The organism is Janthinobacterium sp. GW822-FHT07A03 (genome assembly GCF_058798815.1).
Window position 1 is genome coordinate 478,666 of sequence record NZ_JBXAKW010000002.1, and the last position, 16,301, is coordinate 494,966.

General features: G+C 62.1%; 13 protein-coding genes. 4 read left to right on the forward strand and 9 right to left on the reverse strand.

Annotated features, from left to right (window positions below; all coding sequences use genetic code 11):
* Nucleotide 1: 1 nt before the first annotated feature.
* From AC1RJW_RS08180 to AC1RJW_RS08215, 8 genes are all read right to left on the reverse strand, one after another.
* Nucleotides 2–781 carry a spermine/spermidine synthase domain-containing protein gene (locus AC1RJW_RS08180; protein ID WP_493044523.1) on the reverse strand — a complete coding sequence of 260 codons (780 nt, stop codon included), beginning with the start codon at nucleotides 779–781 and terminating at the stop codon, nucleotides 2–4.
* A 59-nt stretch (nucleotides 782–840) separates the two neighbouring features.
* Nucleotides 841–1,365, reverse strand: coding sequence for an FxDxF family PEP-CTERM protein (locus tag AC1RJW_RS08185; RefSeq protein ID WP_493044524.1), 525 nt, complete (start codon nucleotides 1,363–1,365; stop codon nucleotides 841–843).
* Nucleotides 1,366–1,604: 239 nt separating this feature from the next.
* Nucleotides 1,605–2,921, reverse strand: a complete 1,317-nt coding sequence (locus AC1RJW_RS08190; RefSeq protein WP_493044525.1) for a sensor histidine kinase — start codon at nucleotides 2,919–2,921, stop codon at nucleotides 1,605–1,607.
* Between the two features lie 14 nt (nucleotides 2,922–2,935).
* Nucleotides 2,936–4,285: a sigma-54-dependent transcriptional regulator gene (locus tag AC1RJW_RS08195; protein WP_493044526.1), complete on the reverse strand. Its 1,350-nt coding sequence runs from the start codon at nucleotides 4,283–4,285 to the stop codon at nucleotides 2,936–2,938.
* 28 nt (nucleotides 4,286–4,313) lie between these two features.
* On the reverse strand, nucleotides 4,314–5,552 hold the full coding sequence (locus AC1RJW_RS08200; protein WP_493044527.1) for an ABC transporter permease: 1,239 nt from the start codon (nucleotides 5,550–5,552) through the stop codon (nucleotides 4,314–4,316).
* Nucleotides 5,553–5,580: 28 nt separating this feature from the next.
* Complete coding sequence (locus AC1RJW_RS08205) at nucleotides 5,581–6,903, reverse strand: ABC transporter permease (RefSeq protein WP_493044528.1); 1,323 nt, start codon at nucleotides 6,901–6,903, stop codon at nucleotides 5,581–5,583.
* A gap of 9 nt (nucleotides 6,904–6,912) precedes the next feature.
* Nucleotides 6,913–7,629, reverse strand: coding sequence for an ABC transporter ATP-binding protein (locus tag AC1RJW_RS08210; RefSeq protein ID WP_493044529.1), 717 nt, complete (start codon nucleotides 7,627–7,629; stop codon nucleotides 6,913–6,915).
* A 30-nt stretch (nucleotides 7,630–7,659) separates the two neighbouring features.
* On the reverse strand, nucleotides 7,660–8,925 hold the full coding sequence (locus AC1RJW_RS08215; RefSeq protein WP_493044530.1) for an efflux RND transporter periplasmic adaptor subunit: 1,266 nt from the start codon (nucleotides 8,923–8,925) through the stop codon (nucleotides 7,660–7,662).
* 207 nt (nucleotides 8,926–9,132) lie between these two features.
* Between AC1RJW_RS08215 and AC1RJW_RS08220 the strand changes: the two genes are divergently transcribed.
* Nucleotides 9,133–10,698 carry a MutS-related protein gene (locus tag AC1RJW_RS08220; RefSeq protein ID WP_493044531.1) on the forward strand — a complete coding sequence of 522 codons (1,566 nt, stop codon included), beginning with the start codon at nucleotides 9,133–9,135 and terminating at the stop codon, nucleotides 10,696–10,698.
* A 9-nt stretch (nucleotides 10,699–10,707) separates the two neighbouring features.
* Here the strand turns inward: AC1RJW_RS08220 and AC1RJW_RS08225 are convergent, their stop codons facing one another.
* Nucleotides 10,708–12,633 (reverse strand): phosphoethanolamine transferase, encoded by a 1,926-nt coding sequence (locus AC1RJW_RS08225; RefSeq protein WP_493044532.1) that lies wholly within the window; start codon nucleotides 12,631–12,633, stop codon nucleotides 10,708–10,710.
* A 425-nt stretch (nucleotides 12,634–13,058) separates the two neighbouring features.
* Between AC1RJW_RS08225 and rpsL the strand changes: the two genes are divergently transcribed.
* The 3 genes from rpsL (at nucleotide 13,059) to fusA (ending at nucleotide 16,279) form a co-directional block, all read left to right on the forward strand.
* On the forward strand, nucleotides 13,059–13,442 hold the full coding sequence (rpsL, locus tag AC1RJW_RS08230; RefSeq protein WP_010394376.1) for a 30S ribosomal protein S12: 384 nt from the start codon (nucleotides 13,059–13,061) through the stop codon (nucleotides 13,440–13,442).
* A 152-nt stretch (nucleotides 13,443–13,594) separates the two neighbouring features.
* A complete protein-coding gene (rpsG, locus tag AC1RJW_RS08235) occupies nucleotides 13,595–14,065 on the forward strand; it encodes a 30S ribosomal protein S7 (protein WP_010394377.1) in 471 nt (156 codons plus the stop codon).
* 108 nt (nucleotides 14,066–14,173) lie between these two features.
* A complete protein-coding gene (fusA, locus tag AC1RJW_RS08240; RefSeq protein WP_152282043.1) occupies nucleotides 14,174–16,279 on the forward strand; it encodes an elongation factor G in 2,106 nt (701 codons plus the stop codon).
* Nucleotides 16,280–16,301 lie beyond the last annotated feature (22 nt).

The following is a 16,301-nucleotide window of genomic DNA, read 5'->3' on the forward strand; positions in this document are numbered from 1 at the left end:
GCTACTGCTGGTCCAGCATCCACTGCTTCAAGCCGTTGACCCAGTTCTTGGCGGGCAGGTTGAACTGCTTCTTGATGGTGGCGGCGCGTTCGTATAGCTCACTGAAGTCGAGCGACGGCGATTTTTTGAAGGCCAGCACGACGATGTTTTCATCTTCCATTTCCGGCACCCAGACGACGGCGTCGAAGACCAGTTCCATCGCCTGCAGGTTCTTGTCGTAGTTGGGGAAGTCGCCGAAGACATTCGTGCACATGATGCCGTCGTCCGTCAGGCAGTCGAAGCAGGCCTGGTAGAACTCGGGCGTGTCGAGCACGGGGCCGCGCGCGTCCTCGTCGTACAGGTCCACTTGCAGCGCGTCGACCGTGCCGTGGTTGGCGGGGTCGAGCACGAAGTCGAGCGCATTCATTTCGTGCACGTCCAGACGAGCGTCGTTCGGCGGCAGCGCGAACTGGGCGCCGCAGATGGCGATCACGTTCGGATTGAGTTCGATGGCCGTGACCGTGGCGTCGGGAAAGCGGCGGTAGCTGAACTTGGTCAGCGCGGCGCTGCCCAAGCCCAGCTGCACGATGCGTTTGGGCTGCGTCTTGAACAGCATCCACATCATCATCATCTGCACGTATTCGAGCTCGATGGCGTCGGGCTTGTCCAGGCGCATGGCGCCCTGCACCCACTTGGTACCCAGGTGCAGGTAGCGGATGCCACGGTGTTCGGTGGTGGTGGCGGGCGGGTGGCCCGGGTGGCTGAAAGCGGTGTGGCTGGTGGAGATAAAATCGGTCGTCATGGCGCCAGTTTAGCAGCCGCCAAAGAAAAAGACGCCGTAGCGTCTTTTGGGTGGTGCGCTCAAGATTGCTTGCGGCGTCGCGCCAGGAAGCCGAGTATGCCCAGGCCTGCCAGCAGCATGCCATAGGTTTCCGGTTCAGGAACGGGAGCCAGGTTGAGGTTGAAGGTGCCGCCATAGCTGCCGCCCTTGGTGTTGCCCATCACGGTCAGAACCAGCGGGCCGTTGAACAGGACGCTCGTGGGCGCCAGGACTTCGCCTTGGGCATAGCCAAAGACGGTGGGGCCGCCAAAGCCGGTCAGTCCTATGCCGTTCAGGTTGGCGCCGGTGAAGTGGATGGAGGAGCTGTCCGTGCCCGTGACGGACAGGTTGGCCAGGAAGGTTTGCGCGGTGGAACCGAAGGTCGCGTTGGGTGTGAACGTGAAGGTATCGGTGAAGTCGCCGAGGGGGCTGGGCACGGCGTTGAAACCGCTGGTCCACAGATTGCCCGTGGTATTGACGAGGTTGACCGTGTAGGCGGTGGCGCTGGCGCTGCCGATGGAGGCGGCACTGAGTACTGCCGCTGCGATGAGTGATTTTAGTTTCATGTTGATCCCCGCGAAAAAACGATTAATGTTTCAAAAAAAACCGTACCGCAGTGATAAATTATCGCCAAGATAATTCGTTGTCAATGAGCTATTTTTATATCATTATGAAAACTTAAATAGCTTATTTCTAACACACGGGCATAGGACGCGAGGAGTTGCGATAATTAAAACTATTATTGTCAATATTTTACTCAAAAATATTCTGCGATTTTGTGATTTAAAAATAGTTATACGAGGAACTAATTTCTATCCAGTAAGGGAAGAATCAAGGTCACGGCCAGCCCGCCACCTGCGCGGTTGGCCAGGGTGATGCGTCCACCATGGGCTTCGGCGATTTCTCGTGCCAGGGCCAGGCCCAGTCCCGTGCCGCTGCGTTTGGTGGAGTAAAACGGCACCAGCGCGTTTTCCAGCACGGCGCCGCTCATGCCCGGCCCGCGGTCGCGCACTTCGATGCGCAGCTGGCCATGCGTTTGGCTGACATGCAGGCCGATATGCTCTTCCCGCGAGCCCGATTCCAGCGCATTCTTGAGCAGGTTGAGCAGCGCCTGCTGCATTTGCGCCGCATCGAACAAGGCCGCCTGCGCGGGCGGTGGGCCGTCGAGCGTGAAGGCCGCTTGCGAGGCCAGGCTGTCGAGGAAGGGTTGCCATTCGCACGGTGCCAGTCGCGGCGAGGGCAGCTTGGCAAAGCGCGCATAGCCGAGGATGAAGATTTCCAGATGGCGCGTGCGCTCCTCGATGGTGGCGAGGATTTGCGGCAGGCGCTCCGTCTGGCCACGGCGCACCAGCTCGGCGCCGGAATGGGCCAGCGAGGCCAGCGGCGCCAGCGAGTTGTTGAGCTCATGGCTGATGACGCGGATAACTTTTTTCCAGGTCTGCACTTCCTGGCGCCGCAGTTCCAGGGTCAGCTGGCGCAGCAACAGCAGTTCGTGCTTGCGCCCGTTCAGGCTGAAGCTGCGCCGCGCCAGGTGATACACCTCTTCCTGTTCCCCTTCGCCGCTGGTAAACAGGCCGTCGTTGCGGCGCGCCAGCGCTTCGGCCAGGGCCGGCGCCGCCTGCTGCACGATGTCTGCCAGGTGATGCCCCTCGAGCCGGCGGCCGTGGTGCAGCAACTGGCGCGCGGCCAGGTTGGCGTAGACGATGGCGCTGCCCTCGGCCACCAGCAGCATGGCCACCGGCGTGTTTTGCACCATGGTGTCGAGCAGCAGTTCGCGCTGCACCAGGTCCAGGCGCTGCTTGCGCAGCACGTCGCCCAGCGCATTGTGGGCCGCCACCAGATCGGCGAGTTCATCGTTTTGCGGCCAGCGCAAGCTGAAGCCGAAGTCGCCGTCCTGGTAGCTGGCGACCGTGCCGCTCAAGGCGCGAAACAGCGACAGCATCGCCTGCAGTTGCGCACGGATGGTAATAACGGCCACCGGCAGCACGCACAGCAGGGTACCAGCCAGTACCAGCAGCGGCTGGCCTGGCAAAAAATGCGCGAGCAGCAGGGCGATGACGATGCCCAGCACCAGCAAGGTGACGATCAGCGCCGTCCAGCGCGTGAGCAGGGAGAGGCGCATGGGGCGGTCTGCCATCAGCCGCGCGCGATGCCCAGGCGCTCCATGCGCCGGTACAGCGCCTGGCGCGACAGCCCCAGTTCCTGCGCCGCCTGCGCCACCACGCCATGCGCGCGCGCGAGCGCCGCGGTGACGCTGTCGCGGTCCGGTTCCGTCGCGACATCTTGCGGCACGCTTGGCGATGCCGCACCGGCCAGCGGCAAGCCCGTTTCCTGCGCGCCGATCACCGGGCCGGGCGTCAGCAGGCTGGCGCGCTGCATGACGTTTTTCAGTTCCCGCACATTGCCCGGCCAGCCGTGTGCCAGCAGGGTGGCCTGCGCCTGCGCGTCCAGGGTTTTTTCGCCGCCCAGGAAATGCCGCGCCAGTACCAAAATGTCCAGCGGGCGCTGGGCCAGCGGCGGCAGGCGCAGCTCGATCACGTTCAGGCGGTAGAACAGGTCTTCGCGAAACGTGCCGGCCCTGATCATCGCCGGCAGGTCGGCGTTGCTGGCGCTGATGACGCGCACTTTCACTTGCCGCTCGCGGTTCGATCCGAGGCGCTCGAAGCGTCCCGTTTCCAGCACGCGCAGCAGTTTCATTTGTCCGGCCAGCGGCAGGTTGCCGATCTCGTCGAGGAACAGGGTACCGCCGTCGGCCGCGTCGAACTTGCCGTCGCGCGCGCGCGTGATGCCGGTATAGGCGCCCGCCTCGGCGCCGAAAAGTTCGGCCTCGATCAGCTCCACCGGTACGGCGCCGCAATTGAGCACGACGAAGGGACCGCCGGCGACCTGCGAATTGGCTTGCACGATGGCGGCGATGCGTTCCTTGCCGCTGCCGTTCGGCCCCGAAATGAGCACGGGCACGTCGGCGCGCGCCACCTGGCACGCCAGGTGCACCACTCTTTCGGTGGCCGGGTCTTGCCACACCATGCCGCGCAAGTCGAAGTCGTGTTCCAGGGCGTGGCGCTGGCGCTGCTCGGCAACCACGCGCTGGCGCAGTGCGCGGTTGGCCTGTCCCAGTTCCAGCAGATTCTGCACGCTGGCGATCAGGCGCCTGTCATCCCATGGCTTGGCCAGGTAGTCGGCCGCGCCGGACTTGATCAGCTCGACGGCCGCGTCGAGTTGGGTCCAGGCCGTCAGCAGGATCACGGGCAAGTCGGGGTAGCGCGCGCGGATGGCGTGGAACAGCGCTCCGCCTTCCTCGCCCGACGTGGTGTCGGCCGTGAAGTTCATATCCTGTACCACCAGGTCGATGGCGTGGCGCTCGAGCAGGTGCAGGCCTTCCTCGGGCGAGGCGGCGCGCACGGCGTCGATCTCGTGCAGGGAGAACAGCACGTCCAGCGCGATGGCCACGGCGGCATTGTCGTCAATAATCAGTACGGTAGGCATGCGCGCAGCATATCACTCAGGTGCCGGCTCAGGTACTGCGGGTGGCCGTGGCCGGCGAAATGCTGGCCGCACGCCATGCCGGGCCGTACACGGCGCCCACCCCCAGAAGCCAGAACACCAGCGCGCCAGCCAGCAGGTAGCCGGGCGGCAGGCGCGCCATTTCCAGCTGGCTTACCAGCAGCTGGTTCAAGCCCAGGGCCAGCAGCACGCCGCAGGCCACGCCGACGCTGGTGATCATGAAATTCTCGGTCAGGAAGTAGCGCAGGATGTCGACGCGGCGGGCGCCCAGTGCGCGCCGCACGCCGATCTGCTTCCTGCGCTGCGTCACCCACAGGCTGGCGATGCCGACGATGCCGCTGGCCGTCACCAGCAGCAGCAGGGTCGAGACGGCGATCAGCATCCATGACAGGCCGCGGTCTGCCCGATAGCGCAACTGGCGGTGTTGTTCCAGGGTGTCGATACGCACCAGCAGGCGGTCGCTGCTGGCGCTGCGGATGGCCTGTTCCGCTTCCCTGATCAGGCGGTCGCGCTGGCCCGGTTCGGCGTGCACCGCATACAGCAGCGAATCGCGCCCGCCCGTCAGGCGCGCCGGCATCAGGATCGAATATTCTCCTTCCGCCCGGACCTGGCCGACCTGCGTCTGCAGCCGCTCGACGACGCCGACCACGCGCAGCTCGGGATCATCGGCGCCGGTACCCTTGTACAGCGTCTTGCCGACAAAGCTGGTTTCGCCGGGCCAGATTTTTTGCGCCGCCGCGCGCGTCACGATGGCCACCTTCGGGTAGCTGTCGTCGACATCTTCGTCGATCTCGGGCACTTCTTCAGGGAGGAAGTCGCGCCCTTCCACCAGCTGCAAGCCGTAGGTCTTGACCAGTGAATCGGGGGTGACGTAGGTCGAGATGTTGGCGCTGGGCGTGACCTGGCTGCGCTTGGCCGACACGCTGGTGGAGTTGCCGGAGCGCGACAGCACCGCCTGCGACGTCTGCGCCACCGACAGCACGCCCGGCAAGGCGCGCAGCAGGGCCGCCTGGCGCTTTTGCTCGGACAGCTGGCGCTGGTGGCTGCCGCGGTCCATGTTCTGGATATTGACATAAAAAATGTCGTTTTCTGCGGCCACGCCGGTGGGCCGCGCGGCCACGGCCTGGCGCAGGTTGACGATGTGCAGGGCATTGGCCAGGATGGCCAGGCTGATCGCGATCTGCACCGCCACCAGGATGGCGCCGGTTTTGCTGCGCATCAGCGCCGACAGGATGGGACGGATTTCCATGCTGGACCTCATAGTGAAGAAGTGGGTGTCATTGGGACTTGAGCTGGATCGCTGGCGTCACCTGGCAGGCGCGCCAGGTGGGCAACAGGCCGGCCAGCAGGGCCGCCAATACCGACATGGCAAACGTCAGCAGCAGCATCGGCACATCCATGTGCGCCACGGTGCCAAGCTCCTCCGACTGCTTGCTGACCACGGCCAGCGCGCCAAACGCCAGCAGCAGGCCGATCACGCCGCCGGCCAGGCCGATCACGCCGCTTTCGATCAGGAACTGGCGGAAGATGTCGCGCCGCGTGGCGCCCAGCGCGCGGCGGATGCCGACCTCGCTGGCGCGCACGGAAAACTTCGCCAGCAACAGGCCGATGGTGTTGACCAGGCATAGCAGCAGAAAGCCGAAGGCCAGCCAGGCCGCCAGTTTGTTGTCGTTGTCGACCACCTGCAGGTAGCTCATCCATTCGTTCAGGTCGTACAGCCGGTTCGGCGCATTGCGCATCATGCGCCCCAGCTTGCGCTGCTCGCCCGCATAGGCGTCCAGGTACTGCTGCAGCTGGCCACGCTCGCCGCTGCTGGCCATTTCGAACCAGAACTGCAGCCAGGTGCAGCCAGAGGCGAGCCGGCCCTGGAAGCCGGGGGCGTTCTGGTCGCCATTGCAGCTCATGCCGCCGTCGTGCCCCATCTCGTGGCGAATCGCGCTGGCAAACGGGATGAAGAATTCATCCTCCGGGCCGAAGGCGCCCTTGCTGCCGATGATGCGATGGGGGCGTGGCACCACGTCCCAGGTCGCCAGCACGCCCGTCACCATGTAGGGCCGGCCCAGCACCGTCACGCGCTGGCCGACGGGATTGGTGTTGCCGACCAGTTTTTCGGCCAGCGCGCGGCTCAGCACGATCACGTCGGCGCCGCTGGCGTCGTCGGCTTCGCTCCACGGCTGGCCGTACCGGAAGGGAGCGTCGAACATGCTGAAGAAATCGCGCGTGGGTGCCATGCCCTGCGCCTGGAAGGAGCCGATATCCTTGCGCGCCGGCTCGACCGGACCGGCCACGCCATACATGACGGTGCGGCGCACGCCCATCTTGCTGGCCATGAAGTTGCGCGCATCGATATAGCTCATCTGGGATTGCGCGAAGCCGGGCTTTTGGCCGGGCACGTAGCCCTTGACGGGCAGGATATCGATCATCGGCACGAACATGCGGTCGCTCTTGTGCGGCAGCGGATCGCCCGACATGGCGTGCAGGATGGTGACGGTGGACACGCTGGCGGCCACGCCGACGGCCAGGGTCAGTACCATCAGCGCTGTCAGGGCGCGGTTGCGGCGCAGGCTGCGCAGGCCCAGCGTGAAATAGTAGCGGAACATGGTCTCTCCTTACACGGTTGCGGCGTGCTGCGGCCTGGCCGACAGCGAGGCGCCGTGCTGCACCAGGTCCGACACCTGGCCGTCGATGATGTGCACATTGCGCTGGCTGCGCAGCGCCAGTTCCGGATCGTGCGTGACCATCAGGATGGTGGTGCCTTGCGCATTGATTTCTTCCAGCAACTCCATCACGCCGCGCGCCATCTGCGTGTCCAGGTTGCCCGTCGGTTCATCGGCCAGCAGCAGCTTGGGCGAGCCGGCCAGCGCGCGCGCGATTGCCACGCGCTGCTGCTGGCCGCCCGACAATTCGGCCGGATAGTGTTTCATGCGCGAAGCCAGGCCCACCTTGGCCAGGGCTTCCTCGATGCGTTCCTTCCGTTCGGCGCGGTTGAAACCCCGGTAGCGCAGCGGCACGTCGACATTGTCGAATAGCGACAGGTCGGGGATCAGATTAAAACCCTGGAAGATGAAGCCGAGTTTTTCATTGCGCAAGCGCGAGCGGGCATTGTCGTCCATGCCCCTGACGTTGACGCCATCGAGGATGTATTCGCCGTCGGTGAATTCTTCCAGCAGGCCGGCGATGTTCAGGAAGCTCGTCTTGCCGGAACCGGAAGGCCCCGTGACGGTGACGAATTCGCCCTGCTTGACGTGGATTTCAAAACCCCGCAGCGCATGCGTTTCGATCATGTGGGTACGATAGATTTTGTTCAGATTTTGCATGCGCAGCATGGGGAGTCTCCGGGTAGGTGAGAGAGGGGATTAATTGAGGGAGATGCGGGCCGCGTTTTCGAACGCTTCCGTGCCGGCGACGACCACCTTGTCGCCCAGCTTCAAGCCGTCGAGGATTTCCACGGCCGAGACGCTGGTCGCGCCCAGCTTGATCGGCGTGCGTATCGCCACGCCGTCGCGCACGACGTAGGCGAAACGGCCGCCTTCGGCTTCGACGAAGGAGCCGCGCGCCAGCATCAGCACATCCGGTTTTTCATCGATCAGCAGGCGCGCCGCCACGCGCTGGTTCTGGCGCAGGCCGGCCGGCTGCTCGCCGTCGAAGCGCACGCGCGCCAGCACCTGGTTTTTCACCACTTCGGGCGATAGCGCCGACAGCTTGCCCGTCGCCCGGATGGCGCCCGTTTCGATCTCGGCGCGCATGCCCAGGCCCATGTCGGCCACATAGGTTTCCGGCACCTCAAGCTCGACTTCCAGCTGCGACAGGTCGACCAGGGTCATCAGGGCCGTATTGGCTTGCACCACGCTGCGGTTGGCCACCGACAGGGTGCCGATGAAGCCGTTGACGGGCGCGCGCACGGTCAGTTCGTCGACCCTGCGCTGGGCGTTGTCGCGGACGAGGCGCTGGCGTTCCAGTTCATTCACCTTGGTCTTGAGCGCCAGGGTCACGTCTTCGCTTTCCAGGCCCGCCGCCTGCGAAGCGTGCTTGCTGCGGATATCGGCCGAATTCAAGGCATCCTTGGCCTTCTGGTAATCGATCTTGGCGATGATGCCCACCTGCGCCACGCTTTCGTAACGTTCGAGCGTGCGCTGGGCGGACAGGCGCTCGATCTCGGCCGTATCGGCTTCACGGCGCGCCAGCAGCTTCTGCTTCTTGGCCAGGATCTGCTGGCGCGCCACTTCCGCCTCCAGCTGCTGCACGCTCGATTGTTCGCGCTTGAGGGCGTCGGACAGGTCCGGTGATTCCAGCACGGCCAGGATGTCGCCCTTTTTCACCGTGTCGCCCGCCTTCGCTTTCAGCGTGACGGTAGCCACCGTGGTCGAATACAGGGTGGGGCTGATCGAGGCGACGACGCGGCCGGTGGCGGCGGCATCGCGGATCAGGGTGCCGCGCGTGACGTCGGCGATGCGCAGGCGGCTGCTGTTGACCGAATGCTCGCTGTTGCGCCAGCCGGCAACGACCGCGATGGCGGCGCCGATGACGATGACGGCGCCGGCCAGCAGCAGGGCGCGTTTCTTGTGGCGCTGGCCCGGCGGGGCAGACAGTACGGCGTCTTGAGAGGAGGTATCGCGGATCATGGTCATGTCTCGTGAAGAATGACCTTTTCAATGCACGATCCATGCCAGATATTAAATCATTGATTTTAAAGGGGAAAATTTTTATGTCCGGCTGTCCGCCGTGTCCGCGCTGTCCAGGGGTGTCCGTCCGTGCAGTCGGCACTTGATAAATTGGCAATCGCCTGCATCTGCTGTGGCATTCCCTTCATCGACTCCTCCGCAGGCGCCATGCATCCGTTCCTCCAGCAACTTTTCCCTGCCGGCGCCTTCGCGCCGGCGCTCGATTATCCTTTCGCGCGCAGCGACGTGGCGATGCTGCAGCGGCTGACGGGCGAGGCGCCATCGCTTGATGGCCAGACCTGGGACGAGCTGCTGCTCGACCAGTATGCGGCGCAGCTGGCGCGCGAGACCAGCATCTTCGGCCAGCAGGAGCTGCACCGGCGTCTGAGCGGCGGCCAGGCCGATACTGCCTCTGTCGCGCGCGTCCGGCGATTGCTGGATGACCCGGCCCAGGCGGCCAGCCTGGAGCGCGCCTGCCTGCCCTTGCGCCAGGCCGATACAGAGGTGAGCGAGACCCTGTTCGGCGCGGCGCTGGCACCGGCGCCATGGTGGAGCGCCTGGCTATGGCTGGTGCCGCTGGCCCTGTTGCTGGCCATCGCCGCCACCTGGCTGGTGGGCTGGCCGGCGCTGTTTGGCGTGCTGGCCGCCTGTGTCGCGCTGATGGCTGTACAGGTGCGTTTCTACGAAAGCGCCAAGGCGTGGGAACGCATCCTCGCTACTTTGCGCCACCTGCTGAAAACCCGTGCCGCGCTGGCGCGGCTTGATGGGCCGGCAGCCTTGCCATGGGCTGCCGGCGGCGCGCAGGCGGCCAAGCTGACGCGCGCCATCGAGCGCTCGCTGCTGCACTACGTGCCCTTCATCGATACAGTACTGGTCGAATATGGCGATTGGCTGCTGCTGAAAAACGTCAAGCGCTATTTCCGCACGCGCCAGTTGGTGGCGCGGCAGCTGCCCTTCCTGTGCGACAGCTTTACCCAGGTGGTGCAGCTGGAAGCGGACCTGGCGCTGGCGCGGCACCTGCGCACGCTCCCCGTGTTTTGCTGGGCCGGCACCGCGGCGCCGCGCTCCCTGGCCTTGCAGGACATGCGGCATCCGTTGCTGGAGAACGCCGCGCCGCTGTCGTTCGGCGTGCAGGGCAAGGGGAGCTTCATCTCCGGTCAGAACGGTATTGGCAAGAGCACCTTGCTGCGTTGCATAGGCTTGAACCTGGTCTGCGCGCGGGCCTTTGGCTTTTGTCATGCGCACAGCGCCGATGTGCCGCGCCTGGCCGTGTATGCGAGCATGCAGAATGAAGATTCGCTCGATGGCGGCGAAAGTTTATATATCGCCGAACTGCGGCGTGCGCGCGAATTGCTGGCGCTGGCCGAGGAGGGCGCGCCGGCGCTGTTCCTGATCGACGAGATTTTTCGCGGCACGAATCACCTCGAGTCGGTGGCGGCGGCTGCCGCCGTGCTGCATACGCTGGCCGCGCGCCATCTGGTGATCGTCTCGTCGCACAACCTGGTGCTGGGACCCTTGCTGGAAGACTGCCTGGCGCCGTGGTGCGTGCGCCGCGACGACGCTGGCGCGCTGCTGCTGGCGCCCGGCGTGCTGCAGGCCACGAATGGCATCGCCCTGCTGGCGCAGCGGGGCTTTGGCAGCGCCATCGAAGGCAAGGCGGGACGCGTCTTCGACTGGCTCAGCACGCACATGGCGCAACCGGCCGATTGTAGCGGCGTGCTGGAACGGGCCTGAGGGCCGCGCTTATTTGTCCTGCTTTTCCGGCGTGCTCTTGTCGATCACTTCGCGGCAATCGCCGCGGATGATGGCGTTGTCGTAGTTGGTCCAGCCATAGCTGTCGACGTAGCGCTTGTGCTGCTTGAAGCGGGAGCTGGCGATGCTCCATTCGGGCTGTTCGCCCGCGAAGCGGATGTCGCCCAGGTCGAGCAGGGTGTGGAACATGTTTTCCGTCGACAGGCGCGCCTTCTGATGGCGCCGCAGCTGCGTCACCTTGTCCGGATAATGTTGCTGGAACTGCGGCGAATACCAGACGAAAGCGGGCACGTGGAATTCGAACTGCGTGTTATGCCCATGGAAGGCCAGGCGGCAGGTGCCGTCGTACAGGGTCTGGCCATGATCGGCCACGTAGACGAGCGAGCTGCGCAGGGCGGTGCGCTGGCCGTCGTCCTTCAGCATGCCGATCACGTTCGACAGGAACCAGTCCGTGTACAGGATGGAGCTGTCGTAGCTGTTGTTCAGCTGCGGTTTGATGGCCGTGTCCGTGTAGACGGGCTTGTCGACGCCGAACAGCGACGGCTGCCACTTGTCGAACGATTTCGGATAGCGCTGACTGTAGTTCCAGTGGCTGCCCAGGGTGTGCAGCACGATGAGTTTCTTCGGCGCCGGGTCGGCCAGCGCATTTTTGAACGGGTCGAACAGGATCTGGTCGAAATTCGAGCTGTTGGTAAAGCCGCCCAGGTTCAGGAATTGCACCACGTCCGCTTCCTTGGCAAACACGGAGACGGGCGTGTCGAACTGGCCGAACGAGATCTGGTTCGACAGCCAGTAGGTCTTGAAGCCCGCTTCCTTGTAGGCGGTGAGGAAGGATTTTTCTGAGAAGCCATCCTTGAGGCTTTGCGTGGCCGGTTTGCGCGAGATGATGACGGGCACGGACAGGCGCGTGGCGGAAACGGCCGTGATGACGTCGGCCAGCGGCACCAGGTTATTTTCCTGTTTCAACAGGGGATTGGTGTCGCGTTCGTAGCCGTTCAGGCTCCAGCGGTCATAGCGCGACGATTCGCCGATCACCATGACCACCACTTCCGGATGGGGATCGGGCTGTTGCTGGTGCGCGCCGAAACGGAAGCTGCTGCTCTTCTGTCCCAGCTCGGCCAGGTATCTGCGTTCCTTGTAGAAATCGAAGCCGCGCGCGGCCAGGCCGAAGGGCCAGGAATTGCTGATGGTGTCGAAGGCGTAGGGCAGGCGCGCCCAGTGGGGCAGGCTGGGCCAGCCCAGGCCCGTCTCGTCGGCGCCGGCGATGCTGGCGTTCTCGGGCTTGCTGCTCTCTTCGTCTTCCTCGGCCGTTTCGTCGTCGGCCGAACTGGCGTCGCCGAAGCCGGAGGCGCCCGCCTTGCCGCTGGCCGCCGGATGGCTGGCCTTGGCGGATGCGGCGGCGCTGTGGACTGCCTTGGCCTCGAAACCGAATTCGTAGCCATACCACCAGAAGCCGCCCAGCAGGATCAGCAGCACGAAGGCGGCCGGGCGCGTCTTGCCGCGCCAGTCCAGGTCGCGCGTGCGCGTGGCCGCATACCAACTCAGGGCGCACCAGGCGATCACGCCCAGCATGACGGCGCCCATCAGCCATACTTTTTGCCCGAGGAATTCCATTGCTTCCTTGGGACTGGTTTCGAAGATGATGCCCAGGTGGTGCGTGGAAATGCCCTGGCCATAGAAGATGAACAGGTAGATTTCCGTCGGCAGGGCCACGAAGGCCGGCACCAGCAGCCAGTGGAAGTAGGCGGGGCGCTGGAACACGCTCCAGACGGCCAGCCAGGCCAGCAGCTCGAAGGTGAGCATCTGCCACGGATGCTCGAGCGCGCGCCCCAGCAGCGTGGGGATGAAGGGCACGGCCGTCAGCAAGGCATACGTCAGGAGCAGGAACAGATTGGCAGGGCGAAGCAAGGAGCGCATAAGGGAAGGCAGCGAAAAATGTCCGCTATTATCAATCCTTTTGTTGTCTCGCGTTCATACAAGAATGCGACCGTGCATTCCGTGGTCGCAAGGAAAGAATGCCAAATAATTAATCGTTTTCGGATGCCGGCGTCCGTATGTCGCCGCCAGAAATTAGTCAAAATGCCACAAATGCCCCCGTTCTTTGCCTTTTTTTATAGCAAAAAGCGGTAAACTGATTGACCCCCTGTAACACAAGGTCTAAACTAGCGAGTTCTCGATTTTATTCTGCTCATCGTTTACGCATTACTTGGCATTTCATGGCCGCTCCTTATCGAGTGGCTGCGGGCGCCTCCGGTGCGCAGTAGATGAAAGCGGGACGAGGTTTTAGTCGCCGGGCATCTTGCCCGGGTTATTAATCGTAGTTTTTTGTTGGATTTATAACGATGCCAACCATCAATCAATTGATTCGCAATCCACGCGTCGCTTTGACCGTGAAGAGCAAATCGCCGGCGCTGGAAAACAGCCCGCAAAAACGTGGCGTCTGCACACGTGTTTACACCACGACTCCAAAGAAGCCTAACTCGGCTCTGCGTAAAGTCGCTAAAGTTCGCCTGACCAATGGTTTCGAAGTCATTTCGTACATTGGCGGTGAAGGCCATAACCTGCAAGAGCATAGTGTTGTGCTGTTGCGCGGCGGCCGCGTCAAGGATTTGCCGGGTGTGCGTTACCACATGGTTCGCGGTGCCCTGGATACCCAAGGCGTTAAAGACCGTAAGCAATCGCGTTCGAAGTACGGTACCAAGCGCGCTAAAGCTGGCAAGAAGTAATAAGTTGTACGCAGCAAACCCAAGTTTCGCTCAGTGGCAACTAGCTAAGTGAATGTAGTCGACCGCATCTGGTCGAGTAAGTGGAAGACTATGATGGTCGTCCGCGAGTGTGCGAAGAACGCGCGCTCAACTGAAGATTGAAAGGAATTGATATGCCACGTCGTCGTGAAGTACCCAAGCGCGAAATTTTGCCAGATCCAAAATTCGGCAACACTGATGTCGCTAAATTTGTAAACGTGCTGATGCTGTCCGGTAAGAAATCGGTTGCAGAAAACATCATCTACGGTGCTTTCGAGCACATCGCAGCAAAATCGGGCAAAGATCCGCTCGAAGTTTTTGCTACCGCAATCAACAACGCCAAGCCGCTGGTTGAGGTGAAATCCCGTCGCGTCGGTGGTGCAAACTACCAGGTGCCGGTCGAAGTTCGCCCAGTCCGTCGTATGGCCCTGTCCATGCGTTGGTTGCGTGAAGCTGCTAACAAGCGCAGCGAAAAATCGATGCCACAACGCCTCGGCGGTGAGCTGATGGAAGCGGCTGAAAGCCGCGGCGGCGCGATGAAAAAACGCGACGAAGTCCATCGTATGGCTGAAGCGAACAAAGCGTTCTCGCATTTCCGCTTCTAATATAAAGCCAGCTACCGCAAGGCGGCTGTCAAGCATCTGTTGTTCGAGGCCGGGCTCATTTTTGCAAAAAAATGCTGCTCGGTTTTGTCCATTCATTTAGGATTAATTATGGCCCGCAAGACCCCCATTGAGCGCTACCGCAATATCGGTATTTCCGCTCACATCGATGCAGGTAAGACGACCACGACCGAGCGCGTCCTGTTCTACACAGGCGTGAACCACAAGCTGGGCGAAGTCCATGATGGCGCTGCCACCACCGACTGGATGGCTCAGGAGCAAGAGCGCGGTATCACGATTACCTCGGCTGCTGTTACGTGCTTCTGGAAAGGCATGGCAAACAACTTCCCAGCGCACCACATCAACATCATCGACACCCCAGGCCACGTTGACTTCACCATTGAAGTTGAACGTTCGATGCGCGTGTTGGATGGCGCCTGCATGGTTTACTGTGCAGTCGGCGGCGTGCAGCCACAATCGGAAACGGTATGGCGTCAGGCTAACAAGTACAAAGTGCCACGTCTGGCCTTCGTGAACAAGATGGACCGTACCGGCGCCAACTTCTTCAAGGTCTACGATCAGATGCGTTCGCGTCTGAAAGCGAACCCAGTACCTATTCAGATGCCTATCGGCGCTGAAGACGTCTTCACCGGTGTTATCGATCTGGTCAAGATGAAAGCGGTTATCTGGGACGACGCTTCGCAAGGCATGAAGTTTGAATACGGCGACATTCCTGCACACCTGGCCGCTGATGCTGCCAAGTGGCGCGAGAACATGGTTGAAGCCGCTGCTGAAGCGTCCGAAGAACTGATGAACAAGTACCTGGAAGAAGGCGACCTGTCGGAAGCCGAGATCAAGGCTGCTCTGCGTCAGCGTACCATCGCCAGCGAAATCGTTCCAATGTTGTGCGGTACCGCCTTTAAAAACAAGGGCGTACAAGCCATGTTGGACGCGGTCATCGAATACCTGCCGTCGCCAATCGACATTCCGCCTGTCCCAGGTCTGGATGACGACGAGCAGCCAGTTGAGCGCGCAGCTGACGACAATGAGAAATTCTCGGCATTGGCGTTCAAGATCGCAACCGATCCGTTCGTTGGTCAGTTGTGCTTCATCCGTTGCTACTCGGGTACCCTGAATTCGGGCGACTCGGTGTTGAACTCCGTGAAGCAGAAGAAAGAGCGTATCGGCCGTATCGTGCAGATGCAAGCGAACGAACGCGAAGAAATCAAGGAAATGCGCGCTGGCGACATCGCCGCCGTTGTGGGTCTGAAAGACACCACCACGGGCGATACGCTTTGCGACGAAAAAGCCAGCGTAGTTCTGGAGCGCATGGTCTTCCCTGAGCCGGTGATTTCGCAGGCAGTCGAGCCAAAAACCAAGGCCGACCAGGAAAAAATGGGCCTGGCGCTGAACCGCCTGGCTGCAGAAGATCCATCGTTCCGCGTGCGTACCGATGAAGAATCGGGTCAGACCATCATCGCCGGTATGGGCGAGTTGCATCTGGACATCATCGTTGACCGCATGAAGCGCGAATTCAACGTTGAAGCGACCGTCGGCAAGCCACAAGTGGCTTACCGCGAAACGATCCGTAAAGTGTGCGAAGAGTCGGAAGGCAAATTCGTCAAGCAATCGGGTGGTCGTGGTCAATACGGTCACGTGGTTCTGAAGATCGAACCGCAAGAACCGGGCAAGGGCTTCGAATTCGTTGACGCGATCAAGGGCGGTACCGTTCCTCGCGAGTACATCCCTGCAGTTGAAAAAGGTGTGCGCGACACGCTGACTTCGGGCGTGATGGCTGGTTACCCAGTCGTTGACGTAAAAGTCACGCTGTTCTTCGGTTCGTACCATGATGTTGACTCGAACGAAAATGCATTCCGCATGGCCGCTTCGATGGCATTCAAAGATGGCTGCCGCAAAGCATCGCCAGTCATCCTGGAGCCGATGATGGCCGTGGAAGTGGAAACGCCGGAAGACTACGCCGGTACCGTGATGGGCGATCTGTCGTCGCGTCGCGGCATGGTGCAAGGTATGGATGAAATTGCTGGCGGTGGCGGCAAGATCATCAAGGCCGAAGTACCTCTGTCGGAAATGTTCGGTTACGCCACATCGTTGCGTTCGTCGACCCAAGGTCGTGCGACTTACACGATGGAATTCAAGCACTATGCTGAAGCACCTAAGCATGTGACTGAAGCAATCGTAAGCTCGAAAGCTAAGTAATAGAAGTTCCGGGCCGGCTTTC

Excerpts from the sequence above, each read along its gene's own strand:
- AC1RJW_RS08180 (WP_493044523.1), bottom strand. The coding sequence starts at position 781 with ATGACGACCGATTTTATCTCCACCAGCCACACCGCTTTCAGCCACCCG.
- AC1RJW_RS08185 (WP_493044524.1), bottom strand. The coding sequence starts at position 1,365 with ATGAAACTAAAATCACTCATCGCAGCGGCAGTACTCAGTGCCGCCTCC.
- AC1RJW_RS08190 (WP_493044525.1), bottom strand. The coding sequence starts at position 2,921 with ATGCGCCTCTCCCTGCTCACGCGCTGGACGGCGCTGATCGTCACCTTG.
- AC1RJW_RS08195 (WP_493044526.1), bottom strand. The coding sequence starts at position 4,285 with ATGCCTACCGTACTGATTATTGACGACAATGCCGCCGTGGCCATCGCG.
- AC1RJW_RS08200 (WP_493044527.1), bottom strand. The coding sequence starts at position 5,552 with ATGGAAATCCGTCCCATCCTGTCGGCGCTGATGCGCAGCAAAACCGGC.
- AC1RJW_RS08205 (WP_493044528.1), bottom strand. The coding sequence starts at position 6,903 with ATGTTCCGCTACTATTTCACGCTGGGCCTGCGCAGCCTGCGCCGCAAC.
- AC1RJW_RS08210 (WP_493044529.1), bottom strand. The coding sequence starts at position 7,629 with ATGCTGCGCATGCAAAATCTGAACAAAATCTATCGTACCCACATGATC.
- AC1RJW_RS08215 (WP_493044530.1), bottom strand. The coding sequence starts at position 8,925 with ATGATCCGCGATACCTCCTCTCAAGACGCCGTACTGTCTGCCCCGCCG.
- AC1RJW_RS08220 (WP_493044531.1), top strand. The coding sequence starts at position 9,133 with ATGCATCCGTTCCTCCAGCAACTTTTCCCTGCCGGCGCCTTCGCGCCG.
- AC1RJW_RS08225 (WP_493044532.1), bottom strand. The coding sequence starts at position 12,633 with ATGCGCTCCTTGCTTCGCCCTGCCAATCTGTTCCTGCTCCTGACGTAT.
- rpsL (WP_010394376.1), top strand. The coding sequence starts at position 13,059 with ATGCCAACCATCAATCAATTGATTCGCAATCCACGCGTCGCTTTGACC.
- rpsG (WP_010394377.1), top strand. The coding sequence starts at position 13,595 with ATGCCACGTCGTCGTGAAGTACCCAAGCGCGAAATTTTGCCAGATCCA.
- fusA (WP_152282043.1), top strand. The coding sequence starts at position 14,174 with ATGGCCCGCAAGACCCCCATTGAGCGCTACCGCAATATCGGTATTTCC.